Raw genomic sequence first — 17,916 nt, forward strand, 5'->3', positions numbered from 1 at the left:
CATTAAAGCGGTACGCGAGCTGGGTTCAGAACGTCGTGAGACAGTTCGGTCCCTATCTGTCGTGGGCGTAGGAAATTTGAGAGGAGCTGTCCTTAGTACGAGAGGACCGGGATGGACGCACCGCTGGTGTACCAGTTGTTCCGCCAGGAGCATAGCTGGGTAGCTAAGTGCGGAAGGGATAAGCGCTGAAAGCATCTAAGCGTGAAGCCCCCCTCAAGATGAGATTTCCCAAGTAGTAAGACCCCTTGAAGACGACGAGGTTGATAGGCCTGAGGTGGAAGTGCAGCAATGTATGGAGCTGACAGGTACTAATCGGTCGAGGGCTTATCCAAAAAACATCTAAATCTGCAAAATGAGTTTCGTATCCAGTTTTCAAGGATTAACCTTGAACGTTTGGTGGCGATGGCGGAGGGGTTCCACACGTACCCATCCCGAACACGACCGTTAAGCCCTCTAGCGCCGATGGTACTTGGACCGAAGGGTCCTGGGAGAGTAGGAAGCCGCCAAGCGAAACCCCTTAGGGGGATTTTTTTTCGCCGGTGTATTTATACATACTAGTTCGTTGAATCGTGTTCCTTTAATGAGGGCCCTTAGCTCAGTTGGTTAGAGCGCACCCCTGATAAGGGTGAGGTCGGTGGTTCGAGTCCACTAGGGCCCATTTTATATCAGTATGGGGCCATAGCTCAGCTGGGAGAGCGCCTGCCTTGCAAGCAGGAGGTCAGGAGTTCGATCCTCCTTGGCTCCACCAATATTCCCTGATAGCTCAGTTGGTAGAGCACTCGACTGTTAATCGAGTTGTCACAGGTTCGAGTCCTGTTCGGGGAGTTGCTTTCCCAGAAGGTGAAGATTTTGCTATTGAAGCTTAATCCATTCGCTTTCTGGGGACCCTAAACACATGGAGAGGTGTCCGAGTTGGCCGAAGGAGCACGATTGGAAATCGTGTAGGCGTCACAAGCGTCTCGAGGGTTCGAATCCCTCTCTCTCCGCCATGATTATCTAGCATGTTATATTTAATGTAAGGCCCGTTGGTCAAGGGGTTAAGACACCTCCCTTTCACGGAGGTAACAGGGGTTCGAATCCCCTACGGGTCACCAAGTATGGAGGCTTAGCTCAGCTGGGAGAGCATCTGCCTTACAAGCAGAGGGTCAGCGGTTCGATCCCGTTAGCCTCCACCATATATTCTAATTGACGCGGGGTGGAGCAGTCCGGTAGCTCGTCGGGCTCATAACCCGAAGGTCGTAGGTTCAAATCCTGCCCCCGCAATTAGCTTCAAGTTTTTTACAACTCAATGAACAACATTATGGCGGTCGTGGCGAAGGGGTTAACGCACCGGATTGTGGCTCCGGCACTCGTGGGTTCAAGTCCCATCGATCGCCCCATTTAATCTCAAAGTAGTTGTTGGGGATTAGCCAAGCGGTAAGGCAACGGACTTTGACTCCGTCACTCATAGGTTCGAATCCTATATCACCAGCCATTTTATGAGCCATTAGCTCAGTTGGTAGAGCACCTGACTTTTAATCAGGGTGTCGAAGGTTCGAGTCCTTCATGGCTCACCAGTATTCTTCAGGAGAATACATTGTGTATGTGCGCGTGTGGCGGAATGGCAGACGCACCAGACTTAGGATCTGGCGTTTCACGACGTGGGGGTTCAAGTCCCTTCACGCGCACCATACTTTGCGGACGTGGCTCAGCGGTAGAGCATCGCCTTGCCAAGGCGAGGGTCGCGGGTTCGATTCCCGTCGTCCGCTCCATTTGCGCCCTTAGCTCAGCTGGATAGAGCGTTTGACTACGAATCAAAAGGTCAGGAGTTCGAATCTCTTAGGGCGCGCCATTTCAATTCAATAACATCATGTTTAACGGGATGTAGCTCAGCTTGGTAGAGCACCTGGTTTGGGACCAGGGGGTCGCATGTTCGAATCGTGTCATCCCGACCATCATTTTGCGGGTGTAGTTCAATGGTAGAACTCCAGCCTTCCAAGCTGGTAGCGTGGGTTCGATTCCCATCACCCGCTTTGTACCTTTTAAGACTCGAAACCCTTATTTCAAGGGTTTTTTGTTTCCATAAAATTCGATAAAGCCCAAACTACTTTCTCGTAGGGGGCGTATTGTGGGGCGAATTTCTGGTTTGTTGATCAAAGTTCTCCTCGAGTATCGCTGTACTCTGAAATAAGTTTGGAATCAATAATACGTCATTAGCAAGCAGATCGGGGATACATTCAATAGATTAGCAGCTAAGCTTCCCCAATCTAATGTTTGATCGAGCCCCTTATCAAGGTGCTTTTTATTTCCCTGCAGGGGGCGGAAAAAGAAGAACACCGACATCATTCGTTCGGTGTTCTTTCGGTTTTAGCTAGTTGGAACCCATACGCCATTTTGGCCGGTATGCAAATTTTCGCTATGGTAATGTGGGAATTCGGGTCCGTAGTAATAGGTACCAGCTGAATCAGAGTATGCACAGTTTGGGGGATTGCATATAACCCCGGGAGCATAATCTGAGGTGGTATCAGCTTTTGCAGCAGCTCTGGTAGTAGTTGAGGCCAGATAAGGGAAGTACCCACTCTGGAGAATGATGTACAGGAAAATGAATAACACTAATATAATCACCGGTGAAGTATCAACTTTGCTCGTACTCAATTGTTTACCTCCTTCAGGTAAATAGTTATTGCAAGATATGAGCGGAGTGGGCTTTTTGACCTGGTCATTTGACCATATTGCGGAAAATTAATAAAAAAGAGCTATGATCATGTCAGGAAACGTGGAGCAATAAATACCGTACTCATGTTGATCTTGAGCTTCTGCTGCTCGGGGCATGGACAGGGAACGGGTAATTGATGAGCAAACTCCTAAACGTTCATAGGAAAATCCCAGATCAATGAAGATCGGTGGGATTGTTGTTTATTCCATATGGCATTCTTATTAGTGATGATGTTCATGGTGGTGGTGTCCGGAGGCTTCAGCCTTCACGGTACACAGAATCGAATTGTCATGACGATGGGCAGAAGTCTCTAATTGAATTGTCATATGATGAATGTTCTTATGTTCAAGCTCATGTTCGATTTGACGGAGCAATCGCTCACTGTCAGCAATGGACATTTGATCATTTACAACTGCATGGCAGGAAAGAGCATTTAACCCGCTTGTAATCGACCAGACGTGCAGGTCATGAACGCTTTGAATTCCTTTTGCATGTTGGAGCGTTTGAATCACTTCGTTCATATCTACATTTTGCGGAGTTCCCTCCATCAGGACATGGAGCCCGGACTTCATAACATAATAACCGCTGCGTAATACGAGTGCGGCAACAATGACACTGGCGAGTGGATCTGCCCAGCCCCAACCGAAGAACATAATCAGCAGCGCGGCAATAATCGCACCCACAGAGCCAAGCATATCACTAATGACATGCAGATATGCTCCACGCATATTCAAGTTTTCTTCCACATCCCCACTGCGCATCATAAACCATGCTACAAAAATATTAACCAGCAAACCAATTGAAGAGATGATCAACATGCCGGTTGAAGCCACTTCAGGCGGGTTTTGAAAACGCTGGATCGCTTCATAGAAAATATAGATTGCAATGAATACGAGCGTCACCCCGTTAAGAACTGCGGCTAATATTTCAAATCGTTTGTAGCCATATGTTTTATTGTAGTTGGCCACCTTTCCGCCGAGGGTAAAAGCCAATAGTGCCACACCAAGTGAGATGGAGTCACTTAACATATGGCCTGCATCAGATAATAACGCAAGGCTGTTGGTAATAAATCCTCCAAATGCCTCAATGATCATATATCCTGTAATAATAATAAAACTTATCAGTAATGCTTTTTTATTTGCACCATGTGTATGGTCATGTCCATGATCGTGTCCCATTATATGTCTCCTCTGCATTATAGATGTACAGCATGCTCAATGGCTTTCCCCAGCAGGTTCATAACGTGATCATCATCTTCTGAATAATACAAGGTAGTGCCTGCTCTTCTAAACTTGACCAATCTTAAGTTTTTCAAAAAACGCAATTGGTGGGAAACGCTCGATTGGCTTAGATTTAGTATCTCCGCAATTTCATTGACGGAATGCTCCCCTTTACACAATAAATGCAAAATGCGGATTCTTGTTGGGTCGCTCAACGCTTTGAAGGTTTGTGAAACGACAAATAACGTTTCTTCATCCAGATTCTGCGCTCCGTCATGAAATGCTTCTTTGTATTCCTGCTCTTCACTCATTTATTACACCCCTCTGTAAGGAAAATTAGATGTATATGAACATATACTCATATTGTCATACATAGATTATAATACTCTGCACGGAATGTCAATCCGCAGGTTTCACATTTATTTCAGTCTTGCCGTTTCTCCAAAGGATCAATCATATGATCATGGGCTCCTCGATTCTCGTTACACTAATCCATCTCTTACATCCTACTTTTATTCAAATATCTAAAATAAAGAGGGATAAACCTTTAATTTGATAAGTTGTTATGTAAACGCTTTATTTCTATAATTTACAAGTAAGGAGGTGAAAAATAGAATTTTCAGGAAGAAAAAACAGTAAAAGTTACGTACTGCAAGTAAAACCGACAGAAGGATGTAGGGTAGGGCGTAGTTGCAATAATATATTAAGGAGGTATTCTATGTTCAAATTTAATAGGAAAATAATGACGGCATTACTCGTAGCAGCGATGAGTTTTAGTATGTTTGCAGTGACCTCCAGTGCAGCAACAGACTATTGGCAAAATTGGACCGATGGTGGCGGAACCGTTAATGCGGTTAATGGATCTGGCGGCAATTATAGTGTGACATGGTCAAACTCCGGCAACTTTGTTGTGGGCAAAGGCTGGGGTACGGGATCACCATCCAGAACCATCAACTACAACGCTGGCGTCTGGGCACCAAATGGCAACGGATATTTGACGCTTTATGGTTGGACAAGAAACTCGCTTATCGAATATTACGTTGTAGATAGCTGGGGAACTTACCGCCCTACTGGAACGTATAAAGGCACTGTATCAAGTGACGGGGGAACGTATGACGTTTATACAAGCATGCGGTACAATGCTCCTTCCATTGACGGTACACAAACTTTCCAACAGTTCTGGAGTGTTCGTCAGTCGAAGAGAGCGACAGGAAGCAACGTTGCTATTACGTTTAGCAACCACGTTAATGCATGGAAAAATTATGGAATGAATTTGGGCAGCAGCTGGTCTTATCAAGTGTTGGCTACAGAAGGATATCAAAGTAGCGGCAGTTCTAACGTAACGGTGTGGTAACAGGTCGACTGTAACCAGGTCGATGAACAATGCCAGGCCGTAGCTTCAAAGTTAAAGTTCTAGAGCTTTCTTAACGCTGAATAGCGCCAAAGGCCTGCCGGCCCACAAGCCGGCGGCCTTAATATATTTATTATCTTCTGTAAATGTCCAAGCTTAACCACTTTTTTCATCTATTTAAAGGAGATATATCCATGAGAAAATTATTCACTTTCCTTCTAGTAGCCCTAGTATTAGTAGTCAGCGCTTGCTCACAAGAGAGGTCTGGGAAAAATGACGCCAATCCCGGTCTTGTCTTTGTAGAAGGTGGGGCAATGACGAACACGAAGTCCAACTACTATGGAAAAAGTGTAACCATATCAAATTTCTACATTGGTAAATATGAGGTCACTCAGAAAGAGTGGGCCGAGGTTATGGGCTACAATCCATCCGGATTCCAGGGAGACCATTTGCCGGTTGAAATGGTAACCTGGTATGACGCGATTGAGTACTGCAATCAGCGAAGCGTCAAAGAGGGCCTGGAGCCATACTACAATATCGATCAGAACAACCAGGATCCGAACAATATGAGTGAGAACGATAATATGAAATGGATAGTAACGATGAATGAAGGGGCTAACGGTTACCGATTGCCGACCGAAGCCGAATGGGAATATGCTGCTGGTGGAGGTCAGTTGAGCAAGAGCTACACCTACAGTGGAAGCGATAAGGCTGATGATGTAGCATGGTATTGGAGAAATGCCGGAAATAAATACTTATCAGGGGACTGGAACTGGCCAATCATAGAAGATAATAAAAATAAAACCCAATCTGTTGGTGCCAAAAAGGCTAACGAGTTAGGGCTCTACGATATGTCAGGCAATGTAAGGGAATGGTGCTGGAACTGGTATGGGGAAGATCTGGACAGCAGAAGCGGATCTTTTCGGGTGGTGAAGGGCGGCGGCTGGATCGGTGATGTTAGCAACAATGAGATTGCTTTCCGCGGCAAGTTCGAGGCGAATGGCCTTGGCCCTGACCAAGGGTTTCGAGTGGCTCGCAGTGAGTAGAATGGATAGGCCGCCATTTCACGCCAGTGACAAGTTGGTGGGGATGGGGGCTTTATTCAATTACAATTCCTATCTAACAATATCCCTGTTTGTCCAATTTTTAGGAGCGGCGGTCGTGGGGGCTGTGGAATGGGACTTCAGGTATGGCATATCTTTAAAGCTCCTCCATGGCAGAAAGCGTAACATTTTTAATTCACACATCAGGTCGATTTGGCTATTGTAAGCAACTTGTTTCTGTTTAAAATTAGGAGTAGATTAAACAATCAATAAAAGGTGAAACCGCCTTTTCGAAATACGTTAGGAAATAATAAGGGGGATCCATTAAATGGACTATACGAAGCTTGGAAATACTGGATTGGATGTATCTCGGATCTGTCTTGGTTGTATGGGCTTCGGTGATGCAGATAAGGGGCACCATCGTTGGGTGCTTCGTGAGGAGCAAGCTCGCCCAATAATCAAAAAAGCTTTAGATAGTGGAATCAATTTTTTTGATACAGCGAATGTATATGCCGACGGGACAAGTGAGGAAATTATTGGAGGGGCTCTAAAGGATTATGCCAATCGAGATGAGATTGTTCTAGCAACCAAGGTTTATAACCGCATGCATCAAGGGCCAAACGGAGCTGGACTTTCCCGCAAAGCGATCATGAGCGAAATCGATAAGAGTCTTAAGAGATTAAAAACCGACTACGTCGATTTGTATCAAATTCATCGTTGGGATTACAATACACCTATTGAAGAGACGATGGAGGCACTGCAGGATGTTGTTAAGGCTGGTAAGGCGAGATACATTGGTGCTTCTGCCATGTACGCCTGGCAGTTCCTGAAGGCGCTGCATGTGGCTGAGAAAAATGGGTGGACACGATTTGTATCCATGCAGAATCATTTAAACCTCATATACCGTGAAGAGGAACGGGAGATGCTGCCACTTTGCAAGGAAGAAAAAATCGGAGTGATTCCTTACAGCCCGCTCGCGGGAGGAAGACTGGCGCGCGAGATAACAACATACCGTGCTGAAACTGATCAAATTGCAAAACAAAAATATGATACAACAGCGGATGCGGATCAAATAGTTGTGGATCGGGTTGTAAGTCTCGCAGAGAAACATGGCGTTCGTCGCGTTCACATCGCACTTGCTTGGCTTCTGCATAAAGAACCGATAACTGCTCCCATCGTTGGGGCAACAAAAATCTCTCATCTCGAAGATGCGGAAGCGGCTCTAACCATTAAATTAACAGCCGAAGAAATTGCGTTTTTGGAAGAACCTTACGTACCGCACCAAGTCGTTGGCCATTATTAATTGAATTATTTGGTACCGCACAGTTTAGCGAATACATATGGAAAACGGGCTTGACGTGTTTTTAAGTCATTGACTGTAGTGAAATAGGGTTCGTCCAGCGAAGCAAATTATCACATAAGGTTACGTAGGAGGTAACAGTTCTGAGCGTTACCTCCTGCTTAATTCCTATTTGAGGAACTTACCTTATGAAATTTTCGGAAAATGCTTTTATTCGATCTACGAAAATTCCTTTCAATTGATCCGTTCCTTCTTTTGGTGCAGCGTGAGCCTTATAACCGCCAAACGATTCAATGCAGATAGCTGCTTCTTTTAGATCGGCGGGGATATTCCGTTCTATTATTTCTTCAGTCTCCTTTGGCTTCTCGTTACAAATGAAGTAACCCATTCTTTTTTTCAATAACTCTTGATGATTTTTTTTGATAAAATCACGAATCGGTTTATATATTTTTCCGTCCCGAACTCCCGCTCCTAAAATGATACGATCGAAATCCTCGATAGCGGGTTTCTCCATTTGAATATTACAAGTTGCACAGTTTGGAATCTCTTCAGCAAGCACTTTTATGCATTGCGCCGCGGCTCCTGTTTTCGTAGCATAGATAACTAGTACAGCCATTTAATTCATCCCTTATCCTTGGTTTTTAGGTGTTTTGTAACAAAACATTATCGCGAGGAGGAGCTATTGCGTGCTTGTAAATGAAGCTGATGAATTTGCTCCTCTAAAACGGCGCTTGCTTTATTCAAGAATTGTGTAATGAGCTCAAGCTCTTCATCTGAATACGATGAAGCCAGCTTGACCATCGCTGCGTGGAGCAGAAGGTATGTCTTACGAACTTCTTCTTTATCCTCATATAGTGGTACAATAATCACTTTGCGACGGTCATGGGGGTCAGGTTGTCTTTGCACAAATCCGTTTTTTTCCAGCCGGTCGATTAATGAAGTAACGCTGCCTGTCGTAAGTCCGGTTAGCCTGGACAGTTCTCCGGCAGTGATAGGACCTTTTTCATGCAGGATATCAACGGATAGAAAGTCATTATTGTAGAGACCTAAGACAGCAGCTACACTTTGCTGGTAAAGTATCGTTCTGTTTCCTAATCCGCGCATACTCATCGTCAGGTTTTCTTGCAACTCCGAGGGTTGTTCAGGTATATTGCTTGACAAAAATAGCCCTCCTTGAATTTTAATAAATCTTGATGATCAAGATACTTAATTATCAAAATACTTTAATATGCTTTTGCTGTCAAATATTTAGCGATAATTGAGATTGCTTTCCACGGCAAGTTAGAGGCGAATGGCTTTGGTCCTGACCAAGGGGTTTCGAGTAGCTCGCAGTGAATAGATAAGGTATATAGCAAAGCAGTTGCGCTTGGACATATTAGACAAACATTGATGTTATAATATTGGGAAGAAAATGATGGAGAGGGACCAGCTATGGACACGAACAAGATAACCTATGAATCAATCGATCATTATATTTCCACGTTTCCACCGGACATTCAGGAGATTCTGGAGAAGATCCGCCAGGTCATTCGTGAAGCGGCACCTGAAGCTGTGGAGAAGATCAGCTACCAAATGCCGACATTTGCGCAACAGGGCAATGTAGTCCATTTTGCAGCGTTCAAGAATCATATTGGCTTCTATCCGGCACCTAGCGGGATTGATGAATTTGAGCAAGAGTTAGCACCTTATAAAGCGGGTAAAGGAACGATCCAGTTCCCTTTCGGCCAGCCAATCCCCTATGACTTGATCACCAAGATTGTGAAGTTCCAAGTGTACGAGAATATAGCCAAAGCCGAACGTAAGGCGAAGCAGAAGAAAAAATAATGTTCTCCGCGGCCGAGGCTGCCATTTAACCCTAGCGATAAGCAGGTAAGAATGGCGGTTTTTTTGCGTGGTAAGAGAGGTAGAGCCTTTGGGTACATATTGTAATTAATTAACAATTAAAAACCCTGTTTATTGAGTCCTTCTTATATACGGAGAGGCAGGAATGTGAGATAATCATAAATGTTTTTTTGCTAAAATAGCCAAGAAGGGAGGAGAACTAGAATGAATGCCATACATCAGCAGGTATTTGATATTTTGAACAGGATGGGAATTGAATATGGGTTTGTGGAACATCCAGCCGTATATACAATAGAAGAAATGGAGCAACTCCCAATAGACAATAGGGAAGCGATTGCGAAAAATCTGTTCATCCGGGATGACAAGAAGAAGAGATATTTTATCATCGTGCTGCAAAAGGAGAAGACCGTTAATCTGAAAAGTTTAAGACAAGGATTAAACTGTCGACCGCTTAGCTTTGCTTCCGAAGAGGATTTGCACAGATACTTGAATCTGAATAAAGGAGCTGTTACCCCCTTAGGGATTTTGAACGATGAGACTCGTAGAGTAGAGGTTGTAATCGATCAAGATATTTTGCAGTTTAACCAAGTTGGAGTACATCGGAATGATAATACTGCAACCATCTGGCTTCGTCCGCAAGATTTAGAAGCAGTCATTAAGAGCCGAGGAAATAAGATTTGTTACATAGAAATCTAGGGCCTGCTAGACTCTAGCGGGTCTTTTTTTGACTTTTTAAGGCAGAGGAATAGAGGAGATTTTTGTTTGACAGAAATAATGGTTTCATCCATAATGTTATTCATACTAATCTTATCTGTTTTATATGAGAAGGGGGAAGAGGCATGAAAAGGTTCCAATCATCTGTAAGAAAATCAATTTGGGCAGGGACATTGGCAGTTCTATTGTTGGTATTAATTGCGGGATGCGCCGGAAACAAAAATGCTCCTGCTGCGAATAAAGATGCTCAGCAAAATGCCAATCAGGAAAAGAACCAAAGTGCTAATACAGGCGAGCCTGCGGCGGGAGGTACCTTTGTCTACGGGCGGCCGGCTTCCGTAAATTCGCTTGATCTGCATAATCAGATTACAGCAAACAATGCTTTTGCCATTGATAAAATATTTGAACCCCTCGTTGCCTTTGATAGCAAAGGCGAGATTGTCGATTGGCTCGCCAAGTCGCATAACATTAGTGACGACGGGCTGGCCTATACCTTTGTGCTGCGCGATGGCCTGAAATTTTCCAACGGGACGGATGTTACTGCGGAGGACGCCGTATTCTCGCTGCAGCGGCATTTGACTGTTGGCGGTCCACTTGCTATAGCGGCCAAGGTTGACACCATCAAAGCGGAGGATAATCACACGCTGGTCATTACGCTGAAGGAGTCGTATACCCCGTTCATCTCCGAGTTGTCCAACTTCTCCAACGGTATCCTTCCGAACAATTTCGGTGGGGTTTCTGAGGAGGAGTTCTTCAAGAAGCCTGTGGGCACAGGGCCCTTCGTTGTAGAGCAATGGGACCCGGCTGGCGATCTGACTTTTGCCAAGAACCCGTACTATTGGCAGGAAGGGAAGCCGTATATGGATAAGCTGGTCTACAAGCTGATAGAAGACGACAGTCAGGCGATCAATCAATTGAAGGCGGGAGAGATCGACGGCATCGAATCGCTTGCTCTGCAAAATGCCGAAGAGATCAAAAATGGCGCTGACACTACCGTAGTAACAAATGGCAGCTGGGTGACTGAACAGTTGTTCTTCAATACGTTAGATCCACATTTCTCCGATGTTCATGTTCGCCGGGCTCTAGCCTTGGCCATCGATCGTGAAGGCTTGACCAAGGCGCTAACCTTCGGCTATGCGCAAACGGCGAATTCATTGCTGCCAACGGCAATCCCATATCATTCAAATGATACGATCAAAGCGTTGAACTTTGATTTGAATGCTGCCAAGGAGGAGTTGGCCAAATCAACCTTCCCTGATGGATTCAGCACAAAATTGCTTGTAGCCTCCGGCAATAGTACAAGGGCCCAAGAGGCGCAAATTATCCAGGCAGCCGGCAAGGAGATCGGGATTAATATCGAGATTGAATCGATTGAATTAGCCACTTTCCGGGAACGATTCTTTGCTTACGATTTCTCGGCTATGCTTAACAGCGGGCAAGCGGATTCTCCTGATGCGAACTCGATTATCGCCTTCCAGACCGATCCGGAAGGATTCAGTAAATCGTACTGGACGCATTATACGAATGAGGAAGTTACCAAGCTCCTGCATGAGGGGCAGAAGACGTCGGATGGGGATGGCCGTGCCAAGGTCTATTCTGATCTGCTGCAAATTGTTGCGGACGAAGTGCCGTACATCCCGCTTTATTATCCGGATATTCTGAAAGGCGTTCGTTCTACAGTCGATGGCTTCGTCGTTCTGCCTAACGGTAGTGTTCGCTTCGAAGAAGTTCATATTAAACAATGATGAGAGTAAGCAAGACGTTAAATAAATCATCGGGAGGCGCTGTATCCGGCAGTTGGCTCATATGGGCTGTTATCCGCGCGTTAGTCGTGATCCTTTGTGTGATGACAGCCGTATTTTTCATCATCCGAATTGTTCCGGGGGACCCCGCAAAAATGATTCTGGGAGAATATAGCACGCCTGAGGCTATCCAGAAGATGCGTCATACGCTGGGGCTGGATCTTCCTCTATGGGAGCAATTCTTCCGCTTCGTAAAGACGCTGTTCACTCAAGGAGATACGGGAAATTCCATTATTGCCGGAACCTCAACCAGAGCTTTAATCGTCGAACGGGCTCCCGTTACCCTGCTTCTGATTGGGATGGCTTGTGTTCTGGCAGTGGTGGTTGCGCTTCTATTAGCTGTGCTCGCTGCTACACACAAGGATCGGCTTGCGGATCACCTAATACGTGTTATCCCTACAATAACGCTGGGCATGCCCGTTTTCTGGGTTGGCTTGCTATTGATCCTGCTCTTTAGCGTCCGTCTTCACTGGTTTCCTGTTGGCGGAATTGGGGAAGGCTGGACCGGAACTTTATACAGTCTTACACTTCCGGCGATTACCGTCGCTTTTTCGCAGATCCCTACACTGGTTCGTTCATTAAGAGCGCAGTTGCTTGAGGTGCTGGAGTCCGATTTTGTAGTTACCTTAAAAGCTGCGGGTATACCGAGCCGGGTAGTTCTGTTTAAGCATGTGCTGCGCAATTCGGCTCTTCCGACACTGATGCTGCTTGGCGTGAATATTTCTTATCTGATCGGCGGTACGCTGGTCGTTGAACAGGTATTTGGCATTAAAGGGATTGGTAGCTTGCTGTTCAGCTCCATCGCGAAACGGGATTTCCCGGTTATTCAAGGAATAGCGCTATATTGCGCGGTATCTGTTGTGATCATCAGTCTTCTGATTGAAATTATATCCTGGTGGCTTGATCCCAGAACGAGGGGAAAACAATGAATTCTATCCAAATAGACTCTCCAAGGCCTATGGGCGGAAGGAAGATAAGCGTAGCAAGCCGGGTATGGAACACTCCCTCACTTCTGGTCGGAGGCCTCATGTTTGCCGTACTTATCGGGCTGGCGGTTTTTATTCCTTTCATTAGTCCTTATCAGCCCTCGGAGCAAAATTTAAGCGCCTTTTTGCAGCATCCGTCTGCCGAACATTGGCTGGGGACGGATCAACTTGGGCGCGACTTGTTTACGAGATTGATCTATGCAGCGCGAACTGATCTAAAAATTATGGTCTTGGCGGAAATCATTCCATTCTGCACGGGTGTATTTCTTGGCATGCTGGCAGGTTATTACGGCAAATGGCTTAATACCCTTATTTCGCTGCTGACGGATACGCTGATCGCGTTTCCTTTTTATTTGATCGTTATTATCGTGGCTTTTGCCAGCGGGGCGGGAGAACGAGGCATTTATATCACTTTTATGCTGGTAGGATGGATCGTATTTGCCCGTGTGGTCAAGGGTCTCAGCGCTTCGTTCCGTGAACAGGAATGGGTCGCATCCGCACAAACTTTAGGATTGCCTGGAGTGAGAATCATCCTGCGCCATTTGCTGCCTAATGTGCTGCCGCAAGCGATTGTGGTCCTGATGACAGACATGATCGGCCTACTTGTGGCTATCGTTACGCTCGGTTATCTCGGCATTGGTATTACACCACCTACCCCGGATTGGGGGACGATGATTGCGGATGGGCGTTCCTTTATTACGACAGCTTGGTGGCTCTCGGCAGTTCCGGGTCTGGCTGTAGTGTATACGGGGATTGCGTTGTCTCTGGTGGGTGACGGCTTGGCAGACTTATGGAGGAAAAAATAATGGCTGCTAACACGGTGTTACAGGTTGAGGCCTTATCGTTGGCCGCAAAATCCAAGAAATTAGTCGAAAATGTCAGCTTCTCGTTGGGTAAAGGAGAGAGCCTCGGTCTGGTTGGCGAATCGGGCTCTGGCAAATCACTTACGCTGCGTGCGATTCTCGGATTGCTTCCCCGCGGTATTGAGCAGACGGGAGGAGTCATCAAGAGCGACGTGAGCAGCGCTATGGTATTTCAAGACCCGAGAGGTGCTCTGGACCCGCTCTGCCCGGTTGTGGCCCAGGTGGCGGAGGTCATTTATTATCGGCAAAAAGCAAGCCGGAAGGCTTCTCGCATTCAAGCGCTCGAATTGCTCGAAATGTTGGGCCTCCCCGATTCCTTGAAGAAATCAGATCGCTATCCGAGTCAGCTCTCGGGCGGTCAATGCCAACGGATCGTCATCGCTATGGCCTTGGCATGCAAGCCGGGCATTCTGCTCTGTGATGAGCCGACGACGGCGCTGGACGTGACTGTACAACGGCAAATTATCGAGACAATCACAAGTTTGCAGCGTGAACTAGGATTTGCCATGGTGTTTGTCACTCATAATCTCGCGATTGCCGCATCCCTATGTCCCAAGCTGTGTGTAATGAAAGAGGGACAGATAGTGGAGCATGACGATACGCTCCGTCTTTTGCAAAACCCTACTAATCCTTACACGCGGATGCTGCTTGATTCGGTGCTTCCTTTACCGGAGCTTGAAGGGAGTGAACAGTGATGGAGCCAGCTTTGCAGTTGAAAAATATAACGGTTCAATATGGCGGGTTTACTGCGCTGGACCATGTTGATCTGAATATCGAGCGGCATACGACCCTTGGCCTAGTCGGAGAATCCGGCTCGGGGAAATCTACCCTGGCCCGTGTCATTGCCGGCTTGATCGCTCCCGATGAGGGGGAGATCGGGCTAGGATCGCAGCCATTGAAGAAGAAGAGAAGCCGTGAGCAGCACAAAAATGTGCAGATGATCTTTCAGAACCCGGATGCGTCGCTGAATCCGAAGCATTCGATCCGGCAGATTTTATCTGAAGCGCTGTTATTTCATAGAATCGTTGAGCGGCGTCAGGTCGAACAGAGGTGTAAAGAGCTCCTGGAGCGTGTTCATATTGAAGAGGGAGCTTTGGACAGATATCCTTATGAATTTTCCGGGGGCCAGCGGCAGCGGATTGCGATTGCGCGCGCATTAAGCGTGGAGCCAAGCCTGCTGATTGCCGATGAACCAACGAGCGCGCTGGATGTGTCTGTTCAACGGAGTGTGCTTGAATTGTTTCATACGCTCAAGGAGGAGCTTAATCTCACCATGCTGTTTATCTCCCATGATTTGGGGGTTATTCATGCGATCAGCGATAACGTAGCGGTTATGAGGCAGGGGAGAGTGATAGAGGTCAATTCCAAGTCTAAATTCTTTGTCCGGCCCGAGACGGATTATAGCCGTGAGCTGTTGTCCGCAGTGCCGCGAATACCAACATCAAGCAGATCAGGAGGTTCATATGAGCAGAGAATTTAAAGGCTATGTACCGCTCTCACAAGTCGAGTTCGATACACTTACCGGGCTGTTCTCCAAACTTTTGCATACGCAGCATCCGCCTGTCATCATTCCCGGGGAAGCGATCTTGGGTATTGAGGCGATGGCAGCAGGGATCGCTGCGCCCGGCAGGACGATTTTGAATATAGTAACCGGCCCTTACGGAAGCTTATTTGGAGGTTGGCTTGAGCGTGGCGGAGCAACCGTTGCCGAGGTGAAGGTTCCTTTTGATGAAGTGGTTACCGTAGAGGCGGTTGCTGCAGCGATTGAGCGGTTTAAGCCATGTGCGCTTTCTTTTGTCCAAGCAGAAGTGGTTACAGGCGGGGCGAACCCCGCTGAAGAGATATTAAAGCTTGCCCGCGACTACAACCTTATTACGGTGATGGATTCCGTCTCAGCGGTCGGGGGAGAGACACTACGGGTGGATGATTGGGGTGTCGACATTGTGGCAGTAGGTGCGCAGAAGGCTTTGGCCGGACCTAACGGCGTTAGCGCGGTCGGTGTCTCACCACGCGGCTGGGAATTCATAGAGTCCAATGCAAATGCGCCGCGTAATTCGATCTTATCCTTGCTCGATTTGAAGCCAGTCTTAGATGATGGAGAAGCGCCAGTGCGTGTTCCTGCTAATCTTCCAACATTGGAGGCCAGGGCACTAATCGCAGCTTTGACCCTTGTTGAGGAAGAAGGCTTGGCACAAGTTATTCGACGTCATCAATTGGCTGCATCCTCTGCCGTTGCCGGCATTAAAGCCTTGGGGCTTGAGCCTTGGCAGAAGGATCGCAGATATTATTCCAAGCTGACGACGACGGTGCGAATTGCCGATGAGCAGAGTTTGCTTATCGAGCGTCCTATTGGCATCGTGGCCCCGGGGGATGGTGAATTGTTCGGCCAGCTTCTGCGGATTAACCATTTCGGGGCTAATGCTAGTCGGCAAAGTGTGGAGGAAGCGATTAAGGGAATCGGTAAGTTAGTAGAAGGGGACGCGGATGCCGCGGTTGAGAGGGTCCGGCAGGTTTGGGAGGCAGGACATGATCAATAAGCATCCGCGGGAGCAAACCTTTAATCGCATATTTATAGCAGGGATCGAGGGAAGACGCTTCAATATTGTGATCGAAGATGGTCGATTCTCCTCTATTGTAGAAACGGAACAGGATCATGATGAGTTGGCTCCGTCGGGACAAGATCTGTGGATCAGTCCGGGGGTCATTGATCTTCATACCCACCTGGCTTGGACGGACTTTGATCATGATGATCAATTGAAGCGCGATGCCCGGGAGATTGAAGCTATGCAAGCTGAAGCCTTTGCGGCTACACTGCGGACCGGTGTAACGACGGCGCGCGATGCGGGCGGGCTCCTTCCAGGCACCGTGGCCCATCTCGTTCAGCATTATGGACAGCCCCTAAGGGTGCAGGCCAGCAGTGATATGCTGGGGGCAGCGGATGCCCGCGGGGTGAAGTATTTGGAGCAACGTATGAAGGAGATCTTCAATACAGGGGCAGGCTGGATTAAGATTATGGCGACAGGCGGTCTTGGTGCACCTGCTGAAAAAGTGCTTGATCCGAATTTTTCGCAGGAAGAGTTCTCTTTCATCGTCCGCCATGCGCATGCACATCATAAAAAGGTGATGGTTCACACCTGGGGTGGAGTAACGATTGACTGGTCTATCCAGGCCAAGGTGGAATCCATCGAGCACGGAATGTACCTGACTGAGGATCAGGCGAACGGGTTAGTTCAATCCGGCGTAGCTTATGTGCCTACTGCTTCAATATATCGCATTGCTGCTGATCCGTCAGGCGTGCTGGCATTGCCTCCGGTCATTTGTGATCGCGCCGCTCGCGCTGTGGAAGCCCATCCTAATGCGATTCGCTATGCCAAGGGGGCGGGAGTCCGCATCGGATTTGGCACGGATTATGCCACGCCCGCGCTTCATGGATACAACCTTCAGGAGCTGGACACGCTGCTGGATTATGGGTTGACCCGGGCTGAAGCGTGGCAGGCAGCCACGGCGGATGCCGCCGAAATTCTCGGCAGCGGCCACGAGTTGGGACAAATCGCCGAAGGATATGTGGCCGATGCGATTATTTATGATGCCGATCCATATCAGGCAGCTGACGCGGCTCAGCTTCGGCAGAGCATGGTCTCCGTCATTACCGGGGCCGCCGAAGCGGATTTGGTATAGGGCGTTGCTCCGTTAGAGTCTAGCTCGCAGCCTTGGGCGCTGCTACGGTATGCGACCAGAGTGGAACTCTGGTGAAACAAGGCATCGTTATTTTGAGCCCAAAGGGTCACCTGGGTCTCTACCGAAATGAGGTATCGTTATTTGAGCTAAACGGACACCCTAGAACTCTAGTGAAACGAGGCATCGTCATTTGAGCCCAAAGGGGCATCGTGAAACTCTAACGAAACGTGGTATCGCTATTTAGCCCAAAAGGGGCCTCTGAAAAATCTAACGAAACAGGGTATCGTTATTTAACCCAGATAGGCCCTTAAAGCCTGTTTTTGCTCCAAATAACGATACGTAGTTTCGTTAGATTTTTTTGTCGCTATTTTTGTGGAAATAACGATTTGTAGTTTCGTTAGAGAAACTCACGGGTGTAGCTT

The 17,916-nt window shown here is 47.3% G+C and carries 16 protein-coding genes, 15 tRNA genes and 1 rRNA gene; 28 read left to right on the forward strand and 4 right to left on the reverse strand.

All coding sequences use genetic code 11. The features are described from left to right. Positions 1 to 392 precede the first annotated feature (392 nt). The 16 genes from rrf (at position 393) to BFJ94_RS23615 (ending at position 2,012) form a co-directional block, all read left to right on the forward strand. Positions 393 to 509: ribosomal RNA gene (gene rrf / locus BFJ94_RS23540) — 5S ribosomal RNA — on the forward strand. Positions 510 to 584: 75 nt separating this feature from the next. Beyond that, positions 585 to 658: transfer RNA gene (locus BFJ94_RS23545), tRNA-Ile, on the forward strand. A 14-nt stretch (positions 659 to 672) separates the two neighbouring features. Then, positions 673 to 748 (forward strand) — tRNA-Ala (locus BFJ94_RS23550). 4 nt (positions 749 to 752) lie between these two features. Then, positions 753 to 825, forward strand: a tRNA-Asn gene (locus BFJ94_RS23555). A 72-nt stretch (positions 826 to 897) separates the two neighbouring features. Further along, a tRNA-Ser gene (locus BFJ94_RS23560) sits at positions 898 to 989 on the forward strand. Positions 990 to 1,019: 30 nt separating this feature from the next. Beyond that, positions 1,020 to 1,094, forward strand: a tRNA-Glu gene (locus BFJ94_RS23565). A 5-nt stretch (positions 1,095 to 1,099) separates the two neighbouring features. Beyond that, positions 1,100 to 1,175, forward strand: a tRNA-Val gene (locus BFJ94_RS23570). A gap of 14 nt (positions 1,176 to 1,189) precedes the next feature. Beyond that, positions 1,190 to 1,263: transfer RNA gene (locus BFJ94_RS23575), tRNA-Met, on the forward strand. Positions 1,264 to 1,303: 40 nt separating this feature from the next. Next, positions 1,304 to 1,379, forward strand: a tRNA-His gene (locus tag BFJ94_RS23580). A gap of 20 nt (positions 1,380 to 1,399) precedes the next feature. Beyond that, positions 1,400 to 1,474, forward strand: a tRNA-Gln gene (locus tag BFJ94_RS23585). A 6-nt stretch (positions 1,475 to 1,480) separates the two neighbouring features. Next, a tRNA-Lys gene (locus tag BFJ94_RS23590) sits at positions 1,481 to 1,556 on the forward strand. A gap of 30 nt (positions 1,557 to 1,586) precedes the next feature. Next, positions 1,587 to 1,670: transfer RNA gene (locus tag BFJ94_RS23595), tRNA-Leu, on the forward strand. 6 nt (positions 1,671 to 1,676) lie between these two features. After that, positions 1,677 to 1,751, forward strand: a tRNA-Gly gene (locus BFJ94_RS23600). Between the two features lie 3 nt (positions 1,752 to 1,754). Further along, positions 1,755 to 1,831, forward strand: a tRNA-Arg gene (locus BFJ94_RS23605). A gap of 26 nt (positions 1,832 to 1,857) precedes the next feature. Further along, positions 1,858 to 1,934 (forward strand) — tRNA-Pro (locus tag BFJ94_RS23610). A 7-nt stretch (positions 1,935 to 1,941) separates the two neighbouring features. Continuing rightward, positions 1,942 to 2,012, forward strand: a tRNA-Gly gene (locus BFJ94_RS23615). A 904-nt stretch (positions 2,013 to 2,916) separates the two neighbouring features. Here BFJ94_RS23615 and BFJ94_RS23620 read toward each other — a convergent pair. Together BFJ94_RS23620 and BFJ94_RS23625 are read right to left on the reverse strand one after the other, a co-directional pair. Next, positions 2,917 to 3,873 carry a cation diffusion facilitator family transporter gene (locus BFJ94_RS23620; RefSeq protein ID WP_120464817.1) on the reverse strand — a complete coding sequence of 319 codons (957 nt, stop codon included), beginning with the start codon at positions 3,871 to 3,873 and terminating at the stop codon, positions 2,917 to 2,919. 17 nt (positions 3,874 to 3,890) lie between these two features. Then, the gene (locus BFJ94_RS23625; protein WP_120464818.1) at positions 3,891 to 4,226 is read right to left on the reverse strand and encodes an ArsR/SmtB family transcription factor; all 336 of its coding nucleotides are present in this window, start codon (positions 4,224 to 4,226) and stop codon (positions 3,891 to 3,893) included. A 407-nt stretch (positions 4,227 to 4,633) separates the two neighbouring features. On the opposite strand from BFJ94_RS23625, the gene xynA reads away from it, so the two are divergent. The 3 genes from xynA (at position 4,634) to BFJ94_RS23640 (ending at position 7,612) form a co-directional block, all read left to right on the forward strand. Continuing rightward, complete coding sequence (gene xynA / locus BFJ94_RS23630; protein ID WP_068782704.1) at positions 4,634 to 5,269, forward strand: endo-1,4-beta-xylanase XynA; 636 nt, start codon at positions 4,634 to 4,636, stop codon at positions 5,267 to 5,269. A gap of 191 nt (positions 5,270 to 5,460) precedes the next feature. After that, positions 5,461 to 6,312, forward strand: a complete 852-nt coding sequence (locus BFJ94_RS23635; RefSeq protein WP_120464819.1) for a formylglycine-generating enzyme family protein — start codon at positions 5,461 to 5,463, stop codon at positions 6,310 to 6,312. A gap of 325 nt (positions 6,313 to 6,637) precedes the next feature. Then, complete coding sequence (locus tag BFJ94_RS23640) at positions 6,638 to 7,612, forward strand: aldo/keto reductase (protein WP_120464820.1); 975 nt, start codon at positions 6,638 to 6,640, stop codon at positions 7,610 to 7,612. 178 nt (positions 7,613 to 7,790) lie between these two features. On the opposite strand, the gene BFJ94_RS23645 is transcribed toward BFJ94_RS23640, so the two are convergent. Together BFJ94_RS23645 and BFJ94_RS23650 are read right to left on the reverse strand one after the other, a co-directional pair. Further along, positions 7,791 to 8,225: a flavodoxin domain-containing protein gene (locus BFJ94_RS23645; protein WP_120464821.1), complete on the reverse strand. Its 435-nt coding sequence runs from the start codon at positions 8,223 to 8,225 to the stop codon at positions 7,791 to 7,793. Positions 8,226 to 8,272: 47 nt separating this feature from the next. Further along, positions 8,273 to 8,770, reverse strand: a complete 498-nt coding sequence (locus BFJ94_RS23650) for a MarR family winged helix-turn-helix transcriptional regulator (protein ID WP_068782700.1) — start codon at positions 8,768 to 8,770, stop codon at positions 8,273 to 8,275. 270 nt (positions 8,771 to 9,040) lie between these two features. On the opposite strand from BFJ94_RS23650, the gene BFJ94_RS23655 reads away from it, so the two are divergent. The 9 genes from BFJ94_RS23655 (at position 9,041) to BFJ94_RS23695 (ending at position 17,494) form a co-directional block, all read left to right on the forward strand. Next, entirely contained in the window at positions 9,041 to 9,433 is a 393-nt protein-coding gene (locus BFJ94_RS23655) for an iron chaperone (protein WP_120464822.1), read from the forward strand. A gap of 222 nt (positions 9,434 to 9,655) precedes the next feature. Then, entirely contained in the window at positions 9,656 to 10,147 is a 492-nt protein-coding gene (locus BFJ94_RS23660; RefSeq protein ID WP_120464823.1) for a prolyl-tRNA synthetase associated domain-containing protein, read from the forward strand. 143 nt (positions 10,148 to 10,290) lie between these two features. Next, entirely contained in the window at positions 10,291 to 11,910 is a 1,620-nt protein-coding gene (locus tag BFJ94_RS23665; protein ID WP_120464824.1) for an ABC transporter substrate-binding protein, read from the forward strand. After that, a complete protein-coding gene (locus BFJ94_RS23670) occupies positions 11,907 to 12,896 on the forward strand; it encodes an ABC transporter permease (protein ID WP_229716874.1) in 990 nt (329 codons plus the stop codon). The genes BFJ94_RS23665 and BFJ94_RS23670 overlap by 4 nt, the downstream gene beginning before the upstream one ends. After that, positions 12,893 to 13,759 (forward strand): ABC transporter permease, encoded by an 867-nt coding sequence (locus BFJ94_RS23675; RefSeq protein WP_229716875.1) that lies wholly within the window; start codon positions 12,893 to 12,895, stop codon positions 13,757 to 13,759. Before BFJ94_RS23670 ends, BFJ94_RS23675 begins: the two co-directional genes overlap by 4 nt. After that, a complete protein-coding gene (locus BFJ94_RS23680; RefSeq protein WP_120464825.1) occupies positions 13,759 to 14,511 on the forward strand; it encodes an ABC transporter ATP-binding protein in 753 nt (250 codons plus the stop codon). The genes BFJ94_RS23675 and BFJ94_RS23680 overlap by 1 nt, the downstream gene beginning before the upstream one ends. After that, the gene (locus tag BFJ94_RS23685; RefSeq protein WP_120464826.1) at positions 14,511 to 15,296 is read left to right on the forward strand and encodes an ABC transporter ATP-binding protein; all 786 of its coding nucleotides are present in this window, start codon (positions 14,511 to 14,513) and stop codon (positions 15,294 to 15,296) included. The genes BFJ94_RS23680 and BFJ94_RS23685 overlap by 1 nt, the downstream gene beginning before the upstream one ends. Continuing rightward, a complete protein-coding gene (locus tag BFJ94_RS23690) occupies positions 15,280 to 16,353 on the forward strand; it encodes an aminotransferase class V-fold PLP-dependent enzyme (protein ID WP_120464827.1) in 1,074 nt (357 codons plus the stop codon). The genes BFJ94_RS23685 and BFJ94_RS23690 overlap by 17 nt, the downstream gene beginning before the upstream one ends. Beyond that, a complete protein-coding gene (locus BFJ94_RS23695) occupies positions 16,343 to 17,494 on the forward strand; it encodes an amidohydrolase family protein (RefSeq protein WP_120464828.1) in 1,152 nt (383 codons plus the stop codon). The genes BFJ94_RS23690 and BFJ94_RS23695 overlap by 11 nt, the downstream gene beginning before the upstream one ends. Positions 17,495 to 17,916: the final 422 nt, after the last annotated feature.

It is taken from the genome of Paenibacillus aceti (assembly GCF_003614185.1).
GTDB classification, from domain to species: Bacteria; Bacillota; Bacilli; order Paenibacillales; family Paenibacillaceae; genus Fontibacillus; species Fontibacillus aceti.

Coding starts and splice junctions, on each gene's coding strand:
- BFJ94_RS23620 (WP_120464817.1), bottom strand. CDS start 3,873: ATGGGACACGATCATGGACATGACCATACACATGGTGCAAATAAAAAA.
- BFJ94_RS23625 (WP_120464818.1), bottom strand. CDS start 4,226: ATGAGTGAAGAGCAGGAATACAAAGAAGCATTTCATGACGGAGCGCAG.
- xynA (WP_068782704.1), top strand. CDS start 4,634: ATGTTCAAATTTAATAGGAAAATAATGACGGCATTACTCGTAGCAGCG.
- BFJ94_RS23635 (WP_120464819.1), top strand. CDS start 5,461: ATGAGAAAATTATTCACTTTCCTTCTAGTAGCCCTAGTATTAGTAGTC.
- BFJ94_RS23640 (WP_120464820.1), top strand. CDS start 6,638: ATGGACTATACGAAGCTTGGAAATACTGGATTGGATGTATCTCGGATC.
- BFJ94_RS23645 (WP_120464821.1), bottom strand. CDS start 8,225: ATGGCTGTACTAGTTATCTATGCTACGAAAACAGGAGCCGCGGCGCAA.
- BFJ94_RS23655 (WP_120464822.1), top strand. CDS start 9,041: ATGGACACGAACAAGATAACCTATGAATCAATCGATCATTATATTTCC.
- BFJ94_RS23660 (WP_120464823.1), top strand. CDS start 9,656: ATGAATGCCATACATCAGCAGGTATTTGATATTTTGAACAGGATGGGA.
- BFJ94_RS23665 (WP_120464824.1), top strand. CDS start 10,291: ATGAAAAGGTTCCAATCATCTGTAAGAAAATCAATTTGGGCAGGGACA.
- BFJ94_RS23670 (WP_229716874.1), top strand. CDS start 11,907: ATGATGAGAGTAAGCAAGACGTTAAATAAATCATCGGGAGGCGCTGTA.
- BFJ94_RS23675 (WP_229716875.1), top strand. CDS start 12,893: ATGAATTCTATCCAAATAGACTCTCCAAGGCCTATGGGCGGAAGGAAG.
- BFJ94_RS23680 (WP_120464825.1), top strand. CDS start 13,759: ATGGCTGCTAACACGGTGTTACAGGTTGAGGCCTTATCGTTGGCCGCA.
- BFJ94_RS23685 (WP_120464826.1), top strand. CDS start 14,511: ATGGAGCCAGCTTTGCAGTTGAAAAATATAACGGTTCAATATGGCGGG.
- BFJ94_RS23690 (WP_120464827.1), top strand. CDS start 15,280: ATGAGCAGAGAATTTAAAGGCTATGTACCGCTCTCACAAGTCGAGTTC.
- BFJ94_RS23695 (WP_120464828.1), top strand. CDS start 16,343: ATGATCAATAAGCATCCGCGGGAGCAAACCTTTAATCGCATATTTATA.